The sequence below is a fragment of the Brevundimonas staleyi genome (assembly GCF_041893865.1).
GTDB classification, from domain to species: Bacteria; Pseudomonadota; Alphaproteobacteria; order Caulobacterales; family Caulobacteraceae; genus Brevundimonas; species Brevundimonas staleyi.
In genome coordinates this window covers 1,553,564-1,569,113 of sequence record NZ_CP169082.1, presented here as the reverse complement: position 1 = coordinate 1,569,113, position 15,550 = coordinate 1,553,564, and the positions used below count along the sequence as shown (strand labels likewise).

The following is a 15,550-nucleotide window of genomic DNA, read 5'->3' as shown; positions in this document are numbered from 1 at the left end:
ATGACGTCGATGCGTCCGGCGCTGTCCTCGCGCCCTGATGGAACGCTATCGACGCCCCCCATGCCCGTCCAAACCAAAGCGGCTATGGATCGATACGCCTTTTGGCTTGGTCGGCGCCGTTGTCGGCCTCCGTACGGTTCGATCGATGCGCGACCGCTCTCGATCCATGCCGGTTTCGGCATTCCCGCGCGGGCCTCGGACCACTAATTGCGAGGCAGGATTCAAAGGACCCCGCCATGACCGACACCCTGAACCTCAGCCACCTGATCGACGGCGAGCGTGTGGATGTCGCGCGGCCGGGCGAGAGCCACAATCCGTCCAACACCAACGAGATCGTCGCCCGCACGCCGGACGGCGGTCAGGCCGAGGTGGACGCCGCCGTCGCCGCCGCCAAGGCCGCCTTCCCCGCCTGGTCCGAAGCCACTCCCGAGGTGCGCTCGGACATTCTGGACCGCGCCGGGACTCTCGTCATGGAGCGTCGCGAACAGCTCGGTCGCCTGCTGTCGCGTGAAGAAGGCAAGACCCTGCCCGAAGGCATCGGCGAGACCGTCCGCGCCGGCCGCATCCTGAAGTATTTCGCCGGCGAGGCCCTGCGTCGCCACGGCCAGAACCTGGACAGCGTCCGTCCCGGCGTCGAGATCCAGACCTATCGTCAGGCGGTGGGCGTCTTCGGCCTGATCACCCCCTGGAACTTCCCCATCGCCATCCCGGCCTGGAAGGCGGCCCCCGCCCTCGCCTTCGGCAACACCGTGGTGATGAAGCCGGCCGGCCCGACACCCGCCACGGCCTCGGCCCTCGCCGATATCCTCGTCGAGGCCGGCCTGCCCAAGGGCGTGTTCAACCTCGTCATCGGACGCGGCGGCGTGGGCCAGGCCATCGTCGATCACAAGGATGTCGACGGCGTCTCCTTCACGGGATCGCAGGGGGTAGGCGCGAGCGTCGCGGCCGGCGCCGTCAAGCGTCAGGCCCGCGTCCAGCTCGAGATGGGCGGCAAGAACCCGCTGATCGTGCTCGACGACGCCGATCTGGAGCGCGCCGTCATGATCGCCCTGGACGGCTCCTTCTTCGCCACCGGCCAGCGCTGCACGGCCTCCAGCCGCCTGATCGTCACCGACGCCATCCATGACCGGTTCGTCGCCGCCCTGGCCGAGAAGGTCGCGGCGCTGCGCGTCGGCGATGCGCTCGATCCCAACACCCAGATGGGCCCGGCGGTCTCCGAGGCCCAGATGGAGACCAGCTACAAATACATCGACATCGCCCGCGACGGCGGCGGCCGGATCGTCACCGGCGGCGAGCGTCTGAAGCTGGAAAACCCCGGCTGGTACGTCCAGCCGACCCTGATCGCCGACACCGACCCGTCCATGCGGATCAATGCGGAGGAGGTCTTCGGCCCCGTCGCCTCGACCATCCGCGTCAAGGACTATGAAGAGGCCCTGGCCGTCGCCAACTCGACCGAGTTCGGCCTGTCCGCCGGCATCGTCACCACCAGTCTGAAGCACGCCCGCGACTTCCAGCGTCGCGCCAAGGCGGGCATGACCATGGTCAATCTGGCCACCGCCGGCGTCGACTATCACGTCCCCTTCGGCGGCACGAAGGGCTCCAGCTACGGCGCCCGCGAACAGGGCTTCGCGGCGGTGGAGTTCTACACCCAGACCAAGACCAGCTACTCGGCGGGTTGAGGCGACGGGGTTCCAGCCCGGGCGCGGCGATCCGTCACGACGCCGCACCCGGCTGACGCCGGCCTCGTCAGGGCCTAGAACGACTGCATAACCGCAACAAACGCGGATGCAGGAAACCCCATGACCGACACAGCATCGACCGTCCCCCCCTGGCCCGCCATGAGCATCGCCCAGGCGACGGCTCTTCTGACCGCCTCGGGATCGTTGCTGGAGATCGTGGACGCCGAGATCGACGGACGGCCGCACAGGGTCTGGAAGAACGCCCCGCCGACCCTGATGCACAGCTTCATGGCCGGCCGCGCCCACGGCGAGAAAACCTTCCTCGTCTACGGCGACGAGCGCGTCTCGTATGAGGCCTTCGCCCGCGCGACCCTGGCCCTCGCCGCCGATCTTCAGGCGCGTGGCGTGAAGCCCGGCGACCGCGTCGCCGTCGCCATGCGGAACCTGCCGGAATGGCCCGTCGCCTTCTTCGCCGGCGCCCTGGTCGGCGCCATCGTCACCCCGCTGAACGCCTGGTGGAGCGGATCCGAGCTGGCCTATGGCCTGAAGGATTCCGGCAGCGTCGTCGCCCTCCTCGACATCGAGCGGCTGGAGCGGATCGGCCCCGCACTGAACGACCTTCCGGACCTGCGCCACATCCTCGTCTCGCGCGGCGAACCCTCCGCCGCCGACCCGCGCGTCGCGCGTCTGGAGACCGTCATCGGCGAGAGCGCGACCTGGGCCGCCCTGCCGCCCGGCGACATGCCCGCCGTCCCGCTCAACCCCGACGACGCGGCCACCATCTTCTACACCTCCGGCACCACGGGCTCGCCGAAAGGCGCGCTCGGCACCCACCGCAATGCGGGCTGCAGCGTCATGGCCGGCGTCTTCTCGATCTGCCGCAGCGCGCTGCGTCGCGGCGAGGCCCCGCCGACGCTCGACCCGACCGCGCCCCAGAAATCGGGCCTGGTCTCCATTCCCTTCTTCCACACCACCGGCTGCAACGCCGTCCTGATCCCCGCCCTGGTCACCGGCCAGAAGCTGGTCTGCCAGCGTCGCTTCGACGCCGAGGAGGCCCTGGGTCTGATCGAGCGCGAACGCATCACCATGATCGGCGGCGTCCCGACCGTGGCCATCCAGATCCTCCAGCATCCCAAGCGCGACGAGTACGACCTGTCGTCGCTGGAGACCGTCGCCTATGGCGGAGCCGCCGCCCCGACCGACCTCGTCCGCCAGATCGAACAGGCCACCCCCGCCAAGGCCGGCTCCGGCTGGGGCATGACCGAGACCTCGGCCACCCACACCCACCATCTGGGCGAGGACTATCTGAACCGTCCCGACAGCTGCGGCCCCGCCATCCCGGTCGGCCGCATGAAGATCGTCGATCCGAACGGCCACGAGCTGCCCACCGGCCAGGTCGGCGAACTCCTCGCCTATGGCCCCAACATCGTCCGCGAATACTGGAACAAGCCCGAGGCCACGGCCGAGACCTTCGTCGACGGCTGGGTCCACACCGGCGACCTCGCCCGCCTGGATGACGAGGGCTTCTGCTTCATCGTCGATCGCGCCAAGGACATCATCATCCGGGGCGGCGAGAACATCTATTGCCAGGAGATCGAGGCCGTCCTGTTCGACCACCCCGCCGTGGCCGAGGCCGCGCTCGTCGCCAAACCCGACCCGGTGATGGGCGAGGTGCCGGTCGCCTTCATCTCCCTCGCGCCCGGAGAGACGGTGGACGCGGCGACCCTGACCGCCCTCGTCGCCTCGCGCTTCGCCGCCTTCAAGGTCCCGACCGAAGTCATCATCACGGCCGATCCCCTGCCCCGCAACGCCGCCGGCAAGGTGGTGAAGCCCGAGCTGAAGGCCTGGCTGACGGCCCGCGCGGCGGAGTGATTCCGGAAAACGCCGGGCGTTAACGCGACATCCACGGCGCCTGTGCACCATGGCGCCCATGACGAGCGCCATCGATATCGGCCGTGCGACGGCGCTTTCCGACGCGGGCGACACCGCGCGACTGGACGCGCCGGGGCTTCAGGCCCTGGCCGCCCGTTCCGTCGCCGAGCCCCAAGCTAAGAGTCAGCTTGAGGGCGCCGCCCGTCGCGGTCCCTTCCGCCCCGAGGTCTGGCTGAACGCGCGCCAGCGTCACGCCTCGCGCCTCGCCGTCCACTGGTTCCGCAGCGCCGACATCGCCGCCGTCGCCGTGGTCACCATCGCCCTTCTCTGGGCCATGACGCCGGGCGGTCTTCTGGCCGCGCCCCTCGCAACGGCCCTGCCCCTGATCGTCGGCGCGACCCTGGTCCTCGGCCTGATGCGGTCGCTCGGCCTCTATCGTTTCTCGCGCGGACAAAGGACGCCGCTCCATCTGGCCATCGTGGCCGGCATCGCCTTTTCGGGCGGCCTCTGCGCGGTCCTTCTCGACGCCATTCTCGCGGGCGGCGCGGGCCTGCCCGTCTACATCATCTGGACCGCCCTGGTGACCGTGGGCCTCTATGTCCTGCACATGGGCTGGAGCGATCTGGTCGCCAAATGGCGCGGCAAGGGCGCCCTGACGCCGAACATCGTCCTGGTCGGCGCGACCAAGCACGCCGAGACCCTCATCAAGGACGCCCTGAAACGGCGCGACCTCAATGTGCTGGGCGTCTTCGACGACCGCCTGGCCCGCAATCCCGACAGCGTGGCGGGCGTGCCGGTGCTGGGCGACGCCGAAGCCCTGATGACCCACCGGATGACGCCCTATGTGGATCGGATCGTCCTGGCCATCGACCCCAAGGCCGAAAAGCGCGTCCGCGAACTGACCTCCCGCCTGTCCGCCCTGCCCAACGAAGTCACCCTGCTGGTCGATCCGGTCGACGCCGGCGAACGCAGCGCGGCCCTGAACCGCCTCGCCAACGCGCCGCTCGCGTCTCTGGGCGGCCCCATCGACGACGACCGTCGCGCCTTCAACAAGCGCATCCAGGACATCCTCATCGGCACGGTCGCCTTCATCCTGCTGGCGCCCGTCATGGCCCTGACGGCTCTGGCCATCCGCCTCGACAGCCCCGGCCCGATCTTCTTCCGCCAGCGTCGCCACGGCTTCAACCACGAGGAGATCGTGGTCTGGAAGTTCCGCTCCATGCGCCACGAAGCCGCCGACGCCACCGCCAGCCGCCAGGTCACCACCGACGACGACCGCGTCACCCGCGTCGGCAAGATCATCCGCTCCACCAGCCTCGATGAACTGCCCCAGATCTTCAACGTCCTGAAGGGCGAGATGTCGCTGGTCGGTCCTCGCCCCCACGCCATCGGCATGAAGACCGGCGCGGTCGAGAGCGCCCGCCTCGTCGCCGAATACGCCCACCGCCACCGCATGAAGCCCGGCATGACCGGCTGGGCCGCCATCAAGGGCTCGCGCGGCCCGCTGCACACGGCCCAGGACGTGCGCCGTCGGGTCCAGCTGGATGTCGAATACATCGAGCGTCAGTCCCTGTGGCTGGACCTCTGGATCATGTTCGTCACCGTCCCGGTCCTGCTGGGCGATCGCGCGGCCATTCGCTGATGTTCTGGCGCGGCGTCTGGGGCTACCTGCCCGCCAACATCGTCCAGGGCCTGGTCGGCTTCGGCGCCATCGTCGTCTTCACGCGGCTGCTTTCGCCCGACGACTTCGGCCGCTACGCCATCGCCTTCTCGGTGATGACCCTGGTTCACGTCGTGACCTTCAGCTGGCTGGAGGCCGCCATGGCGCGCTTCTGGGCCGCCGAACAGGGTCAGTCCCTGTCCGATCATTTCCAGACCCTCTATCGCGGCGCAGCCCTGGTCACCCTCGGCGTCCTGCCGGTCGCGGCTTTGGCCCTGTGGATCGCCCCCATAGGCGACGGGCTAAAGATCGCCATCGCCGCCGGTCTGGCCGGCATGCCCATCCGCTGCTTCGCCAAACTCGCCCAGGAACGGTTCCGCGCCGCCGGAGAGGTCACGAAGTCCGCGGGGATGGACATCGCCATCACCGTCATCGGCTTCGCCATCGGGGCCTTCTGCGCCTACCACGGCGTCGGCGCCGCCTCGCCTCTGATCGGCTTGGCCGTCGGTCCCCTGCTGGTCCTGCCCTTCGTCCTGCCGGGTGAGCTGAAACAGGCGAAAGGCGGCGTCCACTACCGCGCCCGCACGGCGAACTACGCCCGCTACGGCTACCCCATCGCGGCGGGCCTTGGTCTGTCGCTGGTCATGGCCTCGACCGACCGCTTCCTGCTGGAAATCTACATGGGCTCGGCCTCGGTCGGCGCCTATCACGCGGGCTACAGCCTCGCGAGCCGCACCCTGGACGTCCTCTTCATCTGGCTGGGCGCCGCCGGCACCCCCGCCCTCATCATGGCCTGGGAGCGCAGCAGCCGTGACGCCTTCCTGAAGGCCGCGCGCGAACAGGCCTCGACCTTCGTCCTGATCGGCCTGCCCGCCGCCGTCGGCGTGGCCCTGGTCGCCCGCCCGTTGGCGGACTTCATGATCGGCGAGAACCTGCGCGCCGTCGCCGCCTCCATCACCCCCTGGATCGCGCTGTCGGCCTTCCTATCGGGCTGCACCGCCTACTATCTCAGCCAGTCCTTCGTGCTGGGCCGCCGGACCGAGCGCCTGCTGATGACGCTCTGCATCCCCGCCGCCTCGAACGTTCTCCTGAACATCCTGTTGGTCCCCCGCATGGGCGTCCACGGCGCGGCCATCGCCACGGCGATCAGCTTCGCCATCGGCATCGCCGCCTCCATCGGCATGGGCCGGAAGATCGTCGCCATGCCCATCCCATGGAACGCCCTGGTGCGTTGCGGCCTCGCCTGCATCGCCATGACCGCCGCCGTCCTGCCCCTGCCGGCGCTGGGCGGCGTGCCGGAACTGGTCCTCAAGGCCGGCGTTGGGGCCGTCGTCTACGCCGTCGTCGCCCTGGCCCTGAACGCCGCCGGGGTTCGCGACATCGCCGCCCGCCTGATCGAGACCCGCCTCGGCCGGAGAGCCCCCGCATGAGCCGTCCCGTCCTCACCGACAACGCCGCGCGCCGCCGGGCCAAACCCGCCGTCTCGGTCCTGATCCCCTTCCTGCGCGACGACCCGTCCGAGCTGCTGCAGCTGCTCGACGAGGAAGCCGCCTCCGTCGCCGGCGCCGTCGAGATCGTCGTCATGGACGACGGCACCAACGATCCCGACCTGACCGCCCGCCTTCAGGCCCAGATCAAGGCCATGGCCCTCCCCGCCCGCCTGATCACCCTGACCAAGAACGAAGGCCGCTCCAAGGGCCGCAACCGTCTCGCCGACTCGGCGCGCGGCGGCTCGCTGCTGTTCCTCGACAGCGACATGCGCCCCGACCATCGCCGCTTCCTCTGGACCTGGGCCGACCTCGTCGCGCGCGAGGACCCCGCCGTCGCATTCGGCGGCTTCTCCCTGTTGCAGGCCCCGACCGACGCCCGCTTCTCGGTCCACCGCTCCATGGCGCTCAAGAGCGACTGCGTTCCCTATCAGGAGCGCGCCAGGACGCCCGAGAAATACGTCTTCACCTCCAACCTCCTGGTCCGCCGCGACGTCTTCGAGGCCGAAACCTTCGACGCCGAGTTCTCCGGCTGGGGCTGGGAGGACGTCGAATGGGCCATGCGCGTCTCGCGCCGCTTCACCGTCGTCCACGTCGACAATCCGGCCACCCACATGGGTCTGGACACGGTCGAGGCCCTGGCCGGCAAGTACGAACAGTCCGCCGGAAATTTCGCCCGCGTCGTCGCCCGCCATCCGGACATCGTCGGCGGCTACCCCAGCTACAAGGCCGCCCGCCTGCTGAAGAAGGTCCCCGCCATCGGCCAGATCCGGCCCCTGATGAAGCGCGCCGCCACGACCGCCTGGGTCCCCACCCCGGCCCGCGCCTTCTCGCTCCGCCTCTACCGCGCCGCCCTCTACGCCGAGGCCGTCTGATGCCGCCCGTGTCGGTCATCGTGCCGACCATGCGGCGCCCGGAGAGCCTGGAACGCGCCCTGCGCTCCCTCTTCGTCCAGACCGCCTCGATGGCCTCCATCGTCGTCATCGACAACGACCCCCAGGCCACGGCGAAGGACACGGTCGCCCGCCTCACGCCCCACAGCCCCTGCCCCCTGATCTACCGCCACGAACCCCGTCCCGGCGTCGCCACCGCGCGCAACGCCGGTCTGGCCCAGACCGACGCCCCCCTGATCGCCTTCCTCGACGACGACGAGGCCGCCTCCCCCGGCTGGCTCGCCGCCCTCCTGTCCGCCCTCGAACAAACCAAGGCCGACGTCGTCTTCGGTCCCATCGCAGGCCGGGTCCCCGAGAACATCGGCTGGGCGACCCCCTATCTGGAAGCCTTCTTCGGCCGCGCCGGTCCTTCGACGACCCAGCGCATCGACAAGCCCTGGGGCTGCGGCAACTCCCTGATGGTCCGGGCCACCGCCCTGCCCGGGGCCGCCCCCTTCGACGCCTCGGCCGATCAGTCGGGCGGAGAGGACGACGCCCTGTTCGCGGCCCTCGAAGCGCGCGGCGGGACCTTCGGCTGGGCCGCCGACGCCTGGGTGGACGAGTTCGCCCCGCCCCACCGCGCCACCATGGCCTATGCCCTGTCCCGCGCCTTCGCTTACGGCCAGGGCCCCAGCCAGATCGCCGCCAAGGCCCGGAACTGGCCCGCCGTCGCCAAATGGATGACCGTGGGCGCCGTCCAGACCGCCGTCTGGGGTCTCGCCGCCATCGCCACGACCGTCATCGCCCATCCCTCGCGCGCCCGCCTGATGGACAAGGCCGCGCGGGGCCTCGGCAAGATCTTCTGGATGAAGGGGTTCGAGCCCCATTTCTACGGCGCGCGCGAGCTCGCCCGCCTGAACCGGGTCAGCCCGTCAGCCGCCTGAGGAAGGCCGGCGGCGTATAGGTCGAGCGATTGACCACGACCCCGGCGATCCGCCCGCCAACCGACTCGATCTCGTCGCGCAGAATGACCGGCTCGTTCGCCGCCGTGCTCTCGGCCGCCACGATCAGCACCGTCGCATCGACATAGGGCGCCAGGGTGATGCACAGGTCGCTGCGATCCGCCGCCGGGGCGTCGATCACCACCGTGTCGGCGTGTTTCCGCATCGCATCCCAGTAGCGCGGATCCGGCAGCGGCTCGGCCCTCTGTCCCGACCGCAGAACCTCGGCCCGGAAGCGCGTGACCCACAGCCGGCCCCCGAGGCAGGGCCGCGCCGTCATCAGCCGGGCCGGCGCGATGGGTTTCCGATCCCGCCCCATGACCGGCGGCGACACGGTGAAGAAGCTGGCCCCGTCCGGAGACGAGGACGCCGCCGCCCCCAGCCGCCCGAACCGCTCGGGCTCGGCGGCCACCGCCTCCTGCTGCCAGGGCTGGGCCAGGTCGGCGTCGATCAGCCAGACGGGTTTGCGTGCCCGAACCGCCGCCAGCCGCGCGAACTCCCGCGCGACGGTGGAAGCGCCCTCCCCGGTATTGGCGCAGGCGATCTGGATGACCCGTCCGCGATGCGCGGGGGCCGGTCCCAGCGCGGCCCAGAGGCCGGCCATTTCCGAGGTGAGATCGACCATGCGAATCGTTACGCGCTCACAGACGCCCGCAGCCTAACACGGGCATCTCAGTGCGCCTTCATCGGCGCGACGGCCAGCACCGGCATCTCCAGCGTCCGCCCTGCGATGGCCGGCGTCGCATAGCCCCGCTTGGTGAAGACCCGCAACAGACCGACGCACAGGGCCGTGAACCCGGCGAACAGCACCACCAGAGCCAGCAGCGGCAGTTTCAGGCTGGTCCCCCGCGTCGGCGCCGCCGCCCGTTCGATGACCCGCACATTGTCCGCGCCCGCCGCCACCAGACCGTTGTCGGCCCGGCTCTGGGTCTCGCGCTGCTGGAACTCGCGGATCGAGGCGGTCAGGACGTCGCGGTTGGAGCTCAAGGTCGCGTTCTCGGACTCCTCGCGGGTCAGGGTCGCCTGACGCCGGCGGATGTCCTCCAGTTGCCGGTTCACCACGGCCAGACGGGCCGCCATCGCATCCCGTTCGCCCTGGGTCGTGATCCGCGTCGATTCCAGCTCGGTCCAGACCGGGTTCGGCCCCAGCCGGACCTCCTTGGCCCCCACGGTCGTGCCCGAGGCCACATATTCCTGCAGCCCCGCGATCCGCGCCTCGATATCCAGCACCGGCTGCGAACCGGGCTGATAGCGGGCCAGAAGCTGCTCCCGCTCCGTCCGCAGTTGCAGGATCTGGTCCTGGGCCGAAACGTTCAGGTCCTGCTGCAGGGTCACCTCCGCCGGCGTCGCCGCCTGCTGCGCCTCCAGCGTCTGCAACCGCCGCGCCGCCTGGTTCAACTGGCTCTCGGCCGCGAACTTGTCCGCCAGCACCGTCTGATAGGTCGTCGCCAGCGCCGCCTTGGAGGCCGCGAAGTCGCCGATGTCGTTGGACGCCAGGAAGTCCTCATAGGCCCGGTCCGCATCCGCCAGTTCGTCCTCGAACACCCGGCGCTGGGTCTGGATGGCCTCGGTCGTGCCGTCGCGGAACACCTCGCGGCGCCGGATCTGGTACTGGTCGATGATGGCGTTCAGCACCCGCGCCGACTTCTCGGCGTTGTCGCTCTCGAACGTCAGGCCGATGATCGCGCCCTGCGGCGTCGTCGAAATGGTCAGGCCGTCGTTGATGAATTTGATCGCGTCGCCTTCCTGCTTGGCCACGGGGTCGGTGTTCACCCGCCCCGGCTTCTGGAAGAACGGCAGGCCCAGCGCCCGCACGGCGCGCAGCTTCACTTCGCGCGATCCGATGATGTTCGCCTCGGCCTGGGCCACCTCGCCCACGGCCGGCGGCTGCGACTGGCGATCGGTCATCCCGCCGACGCGCGGCTGATAGACGTATTCCTGACCCGGGCTGACCAAGAGGCTCGCCCCGGCCGTGTAGGTCTTCTTCAGGGTCATCACCGCCGCCGCCCCGATGCCCAGCACCAGCACGAACACCAGGATCATCACGAACAGTTCGCGGAACAAGAGGCCGATGACGTCGAACAGCCCGTAGCGCGGGCGCGACGAGACATAGGCTGTCGTGGTGGCCGAACGCATGGGAACTGGCGAATCCGTGGCAGAGTGAACCGTCAGCGATCCTTCGCCTGTCGGCGTTAACCGGCCGTTACCCATAACCGGCGAGGGTCCGTCCCATGTTCGATCGGCGTCAGATTCTTTGGACGATGGGCGCGGCCATGGTCGCCTCCTCCGTGGCCGGTTGCGCCTCGGGCCAGTCCGCGCCGCGCAGCGTGCGGGTCCAGCGCGGCGACTTCAACGACATCGCCTTCGCCGACTGGACGGACGCAGAGCCCGAATACCTGCTCTACCCCGGCGACGAGATCGAGGTGGCGACACCGACGGCCACCGAACTGACCCGCACGATCCGCGTCGGCCCCGACGGCCGCATCGCCCTGCCCCTGATCGGCCAGGCCATGGCGGCGGACCGCACCATCTCGGAACTGGAATACGACCTGTCCACCGCCTACGCCTCTCAGCTGGTGCGGCCGATCGTCGAAGTCACGCTGAAGACGGCCGGTCCGATGAAGGTCTGGGTCGACGGAGAGGTCCGCACGCCGGGCGTCTATGACATGCCGGGCGACATCGACGCCTATCAGGCCATCATCCAGGCGGGCGGCTTCCTGCCCACCGCCCGACCGCAGCAGGTGGCCCTGATCCGTCGCGGCCCCGGCAGCGTGCGGATGATGCGGGTGGTGGATCTGCGCCAGCGGCGCGGAGAGGTCATCGCTCTGCGTCGCGGCGACGTCCTTTATGTGCCGCGCTCGACGCTCGGCGAACTGGCCAACTTCTTCACCCAGGTGAAGGCGGCCCTGCCCGTCGGGTTCAACTACACGATCAACGGCCAGTATCAGCGGTTCTAGACCGGCGCTCGCCGTCTAGGAAAATAATCGTCATCAACTCTTGCAGACCGATCAGGCCGCACCATCTGATGTGGGCGATCTTTGACACGTCCATCCACCAGACACGGTTCGGCCAACGCGGCCATTTCCGATAATCTGGCACGCCTCCCGACCCAAGGAGCGTCTTCGGTCAGGAAAAACCCTGAACGATCAACCACTTGCCTGATCTGGCGCTTTGGCACGTGGCACGCGTTTTTCGCGAACAGTGCCACCTGCGACCGCCGGCCCTTGCACTGTCTTGCACTCCGTTTCGACGGAACAGTGCAAGACCCGCCCGAGCGAGCCGATGCGATCAGGCGGCCAGTTTCACCACGCCGGCGTCGATGTAGCGACGGGCCGCGCGCTGGGCTTCGGCGATCTCCTCGCGTTCCATCTCTTCGGACATCTCGCGGCGATAGACGCGCGCTTCGATGGAGCCCTTCATGGCCGCCAGGTTGAAGATCATGTGGGCCGAGACCCGGTCCATCGGACAGCCGCCCGATCCCGAGGAATACATCATGCCCAGCCGGAACAGGGCGTCGCCGTCCATGTCGGCGGTGGGCAGGGGCAGCGGAGCCGCCTCGACCTCGTTCTGCAGTTCCGGCGCGGTTTCTTGCGCGTTCATCACCGTATCCTTTGCGATGGCGGCTAACCGTTCTGGAGCCGCCCTTCGATACGCGATCAAATACCCCCGGTTTGAAGTTAAAGTTAACAGCGCTGGGGTGCGCAAAGTCTTTTCAGTAAAGGGGAAATGAATACCGTAGAGACGATTCAGACCTGCGAAATATACCGTAAAGAGATCGTTCAGACTCTCCCTTCACCTCCCCTCCGTGCACCCCAGCGAAGGCTGGGGTGCACGGAGGGGAGGTCAGGGAACGCGGAGAATGAGACGCCTACCGCGCCCGCTGCCCGAAGAGCACCTTGCGCGCCTCCTCCGCCGCCTTGCCGGACGCCGCCAGGTTCTTCCGCATCTCGTCGCCCAGCGCCCGTCCCGCCTTCACCGCCGGCCGTTCCCCGACCCGCTCGACCCAGGCCTTCAGGTTCGGGAAATGCTCCAGATCCTGCCCCTGCAAGGTCGGCAGGATCCACGGCCAGGCCGCCATGTCGGCGATGGAGTAGTCGCCTGCCAGATAGTCCCGGTCCGCCAGCCGCCGGTCCATGACCCCGTACAGACGATGGGTCTCGTCGGTATAGCGGCGCACGCCGTAGGCGATCTGCCTCTGGTCCTGGATGATGGCCGGGGCGTACTGGCGGAAGTGGTGGGTCTGACCGGCCATCGGCCCCAGCCCTCCGACCTGCCAGAACAGCCACTGGTCGATCTCGACCCGCTGCCTCACATCGGTCGGATAGAATTTCCCCGACTTGTTTCCGAGGTACTGCAGGATCGCCCCGCTCTCGAAGATGGAGATCGGCGCCCCGCCCGGCCCGTCGGGATCGATGATGGCGGGCATCCGGCCGTTGGGGCTGATGGCCTGGAACTCGGGCGTGAACTGCTCGCCCGCCCCGATGTTCACCGGCTTCATCTCATAGGCCAGCCCCATCTCCTCCAGGGCGATGGAGACCTTCCACCCATTGGGCGTGGGCCAGTACCAGAGCTCGATCGGGGCGGTCATGGGGGCGTCTCCGGCAAAGGATTTCAGAGCCTCGATCTGGGCTCGACCAAGCGGCGCCGCAAGGTGGTCAGACCCTGTCGGAAGCCCCCTCCAGACCGTTCAGACACCGTTCATGGACAAAGTCAGATTTTGATCGCGAGCCGCCGGAGAACCGGCGTGCGGGGAAGAAACAAGATGAAATCCACGCTTACGGCTTTCGCCGCCCTGGCCGCCCTGGCTTTGCCGGCCGGCCTGCCCGCCATCGCGATGGCGCAAGACGATATGGCCATGGCCGCAGAGGCCGCGCCTCCGCCCCCTCCGCCCAGTGACCTGAGCGTTCGCTATCAGCCGGACGTGAGTTCGCCGACGCCCGTTCTGTCCCCGGCCCGCTTCGAAGGCCCCCGCCCCCAGGTCCAGGAGGTCCAGGACCGTCGCGGCGGCGGTGATCACGGCGGACGCGGTGGCGACCGGGGTGGCGATCGCGGCGGCGGAGACCGTGGCGGCGATCGCGGCAACAACGGCGGCGGCTGGAGCGGCGGCGGTGATCGCGGCGGTGATCGCGGCGGAGACCGGAGCGGCTGGAACGGCGGTGATCGCGGCGGCAGAGACCGCGGCGGCGATCGCGGCAACAACGGCGGCGGCTGGAACCCGAGCAACCCGCCCGTCGTGACGCCCCCTGCCCCGCCCTCGGGCGGCCAGGATCACGGCGGACGCGGTCGCGACAACAACGGCCAGGACTGGAATCGCGGCAACGACGGTCGCGGCCATGACGGACGCGGCCGGGACAACAACGGCGGCTGGAACCGCGGCAACGACGGCCGTGGCCAGGACTGGAACCGTGGGAACGATCGCGACCGGGGCGGCTGGAACGGCAACAACGGCCAGAGCAACGGCGGCTGGAACCGCGACCGCAACAACAACGGCCGCTGGCAGAGCGACCACAACGGCCGGCGCGACTACAACGGCTGGGGCAACCGCTGGAACCAGAACGACTGGCGTCGCGACTGGAACCGGGGTCGGTCGAACGACTGGTGGCGCAACGATCGCGGCTTCCGGGGCTACACCGGCTTCCGCATGGGCTTCTACTTCGCGCCCAACTACGGCTACTACGCGGTGCCTCGAAACTATTGGGGTCAGCGCTGGTACACCGGCGACTACCTGCCCTCGATCTTCTGGCGCTACAGCCTGAACGACTACCGCACCTACGGTCTGGGCTATCCGCCGCCCGGAACCCAGTGGGTCGCCGTGGACAACTCGATCTACCTGATCGACAGCTACGACGGTTACATCATCGAGGTCATCCGCGACGCTTGGCGTTGGTAAGCGTGGGGCGCTGGTAGCCTCAGGCGGACGGGCCGGGATCAGCCGCAGTCGACGCTGCGGATGATCCCGGTGGCCTCGTCGAACCGGATGTTCAACCGGTCCTCGCGATAGTCCTCGGTCGCCGCGCAGGTCGTGCAGACGAACCGCACATTGGCCCCGGCCGCGAAATCGACCGCGCCCATATGGCTGCCGATCAGAGACCGCGCCGCCGCCGCGTCGCAGCGCTTGGGCCCGTCGGGTTGAGGCGCCGGCGGCTGGGCACAGGCCGCCATCAGGCCGCCAGCCAGGATCACTCCTGCGATCACCCGCACCGGACCTGCTCCACGATCTCGGTCTGGGAGTTGTAGAAGATGTTCAGCCGGTAGGCCGAATAGTCCATCGTGACCGGGCAGGTCGTGCAGGTGACCCGGCGATTGACCACCTCGACCGGCACCGGGATCTCGTTCCGGTGCTTGCCGATCAGATACTGGTAGTCGGCGGCCTTGCAGAGATCCGCATCGCCGCCCGGCATGTGCGATCCGACCGGCCGATTGGCCTCAGCCTGCTCCACCACCGACGGGGCCGGCGCCTCGACCGAGGCCGGCGACGACGAACAGGCGGCCAGCAGAAGTCCCGCCGTGATCGCGACCGTCAGGCCGCCATTTCCCAGCGCCCCTCGTCCGACTGCTTCCAGTAGGCCAGGTTCGCGCCCTGCTCCTTCAGCGCCTTCCAGCGCGCCCGCGCGCCCTGCAGCGCCGTCTCGTCCCGGCCGTCGAATATGATGAAGCATCGCTCGAACTCCTCTGTGAGGCTCATGTCTGAGCCATCGACGATGAACAGCGCCTGAGACCCGTTCGGGTTCTCATGTCCCGCCGTCAGCAGAATGGGTTGGCGCGCCGCATGCGGCTGATCGGCCATGCCGTGGGCCAGGAAACTCTCGTCCCGCCACGTCCACAGCCGCTCGTCGATGGCCTCGCGCGCGCCCTCGTCAGCGACCCTGACGCGCGCCTTCCATCCACGCTGAAGCGTCCGGTCCAGCAGTTCCGGCAGGACCTGATCCAGTGTGGATCGCTCCAGATGGTAGAACCAGACTTCCGACACGCCGCGCCG

At 69.0% G+C, this 15,550-nt stretch carries 15 protein-coding genes; 8 read left to right on the top strand and 7 right to left on the bottom strand.

Going from position 1 to position 15,550, the window contains the following annotated elements; translation table 11 throughout:
- The first annotated feature begins 236 nt into the window (after nt 1–236).
- The 6 genes from ACETK8_RS07875 (at nt 237) to ACETK8_RS07850 (ending at nt 8,514) form a co-directional block, all read left to right on the top strand.
- Nucleotides 237–1,679 (top strand): aldehyde dehydrogenase family protein, encoded by a 1,443-nt coding sequence (locus tag ACETK8_RS07875; protein ID WP_374038956.1) that lies wholly within the window; start codon nt 237–239, stop codon nt 1,677–1,679.
- 120 nt (nt 1,680–1,799) lie between these two features.
- A complete protein-coding gene (locus ACETK8_RS07870; RefSeq protein WP_374038955.1) occupies nt 1,800–3,551 on the top strand; it encodes a class I adenylate-forming enzyme family protein in 1,752 nt (583 codons plus the stop codon).
- Nucleotides 3,552–3,600: 49 nt separating this feature from the next.
- Complete coding sequence (locus tag ACETK8_RS07865) at nt 3,601–5,193, top strand: exopolysaccharide biosynthesis polyprenyl glycosylphosphotransferase (protein WP_374038954.1); 1,593 nt, start codon at nt 3,601–3,603, stop codon at nt 5,191–5,193.
- A complete protein-coding gene (locus ACETK8_RS07860) occupies nt 5,193–6,641 on the top strand; it encodes a lipopolysaccharide biosynthesis protein (RefSeq protein ID WP_374038953.1) in 1,449 nt (482 codons plus the stop codon). Before ACETK8_RS07865 ends, ACETK8_RS07860 begins: the two co-directional genes overlap by 1 nt.
- Complete coding sequence (locus ACETK8_RS07855; protein ID WP_374038952.1) at nt 6,638–7,573, top strand: glycosyltransferase family 2 protein; 936 nt, start codon at nt 6,638–6,640, stop codon at nt 7,571–7,573. The genes ACETK8_RS07860 and ACETK8_RS07855 overlap by 4 nt, the downstream gene beginning before the upstream one ends.
- A complete protein-coding gene (locus tag ACETK8_RS07850; RefSeq protein ID WP_374038951.1) occupies nt 7,573–8,514 on the top strand; it encodes a glycosyltransferase family 2 protein in 942 nt (313 codons plus the stop codon). The genes ACETK8_RS07855 and ACETK8_RS07850 overlap by 1 nt, the downstream gene beginning before the upstream one ends.
- Here the strand turns inward: ACETK8_RS07850 and ACETK8_RS07845 are convergent.
- Both ACETK8_RS07845 and ACETK8_RS07840 read right to left on the bottom strand, forming a co-directional pair.
- Nucleotides 8,495–9,196 carry a hfsB gene (locus tag ACETK8_RS07845; protein WP_374038950.1) on the bottom strand — a complete coding sequence of 234 codons (702 nt, stop codon included), beginning with the start codon at nt 9,194–9,196 and terminating at the stop codon, nt 8,495–8,497. The genes ACETK8_RS07850 and ACETK8_RS07845 overlap by 20 nt on opposite strands.
- A gap of 47 nt (nt 9,197–9,243) precedes the next feature.
- Complete coding sequence (locus ACETK8_RS07840) at nt 9,244–10,707, bottom strand: GumC family protein (protein ID WP_374038949.1); 1,464 nt, start codon at nt 10,705–10,707, stop codon at nt 9,244–9,246.
- Between the two features lie 95 nt (nt 10,708–10,802).
- Between ACETK8_RS07840 and ACETK8_RS07835 the strand changes: the two genes are divergently transcribed.
- Complete coding sequence (locus ACETK8_RS07835; RefSeq protein ID WP_374038948.1) at nt 10,803–11,528, top strand: polysaccharide biosynthesis/export family protein; 726 nt, start codon at nt 10,803–10,805, stop codon at nt 11,526–11,528.
- 331 nt (nt 11,529–11,859) lie between these two features.
- Here ACETK8_RS07835 and ACETK8_RS07830 read toward each other — a convergent pair whose 3' ends face one another.
- Nucleotides 11,860–12,171, bottom strand: coding sequence for a sel1 repeat family protein (locus ACETK8_RS07830; protein ID WP_374038947.1), 312 nt, complete (start codon nt 12,169–12,171; stop codon nt 11,860–11,862).
- A 268-nt stretch (nt 12,172–12,439) separates the two neighbouring features.
- The gene (locus tag ACETK8_RS07825; RefSeq protein ID WP_374038946.1) at nt 12,440–13,159 is read right to left on the bottom strand and encodes a glutathione S-transferase N-terminal domain-containing protein; all 720 of its coding nucleotides are present in this window, start codon (nt 13,157–13,159) and stop codon (nt 12,440–12,442) included.
- A gap of 174 nt (nt 13,160–13,333) precedes the next feature.
- Here ACETK8_RS07825 and ACETK8_RS07820 point away from each other — a divergent pair, with 174 nt between their 5' ends.
- Nucleotides 13,334–14,461 carry an RcnB family protein gene (locus tag ACETK8_RS07820; protein ID WP_374038945.1) on the top strand — a complete coding sequence of 376 codons (1,128 nt, stop codon included), beginning with the start codon at nt 13,334–13,336 and terminating at the stop codon, nt 14,459–14,461.
- 38 nt (nt 14,462–14,499) lie between these two features.
- Here the strand turns inward: ACETK8_RS07820 and ACETK8_RS07815 are convergent, their stop codons facing one another.
- The 3 genes from ACETK8_RS07815 to ACETK8_RS07805 all read right to left on the bottom strand — a co-directional run bounded on the left by ACETK8_RS07815 (nt 14,500) and on the right by ACETK8_RS07805 (nt 15,541).
- Nucleotides 14,500–14,772, bottom strand: coding sequence for a hemolysin (locus ACETK8_RS07815; RefSeq protein WP_374038944.1), 273 nt, complete (start codon nt 14,770–14,772; stop codon nt 14,500–14,502).
- The gene (locus ACETK8_RS07810; protein WP_374038943.1) at nt 14,763–15,011 is read right to left on the bottom strand and encodes a hypothetical protein; all 249 of its coding nucleotides are present in this window, start codon (nt 15,009–15,011) and stop codon (nt 14,763–14,765) included. The genes ACETK8_RS07815 and ACETK8_RS07810 overlap by 10 nt, the downstream gene beginning before the upstream one ends.
- 80 nt (nt 15,012–15,091) lie before the next feature.
- On the bottom strand, nt 15,092–15,541 hold the full coding sequence (locus tag ACETK8_RS07805) for a DNA polymerase III subunit chi (RefSeq protein WP_374038942.1): 450 nt from the start codon (nt 15,539–15,541) through the stop codon (nt 15,092–15,094).
- Nucleotides 15,542–15,550 lie beyond the last annotated feature (9 nt).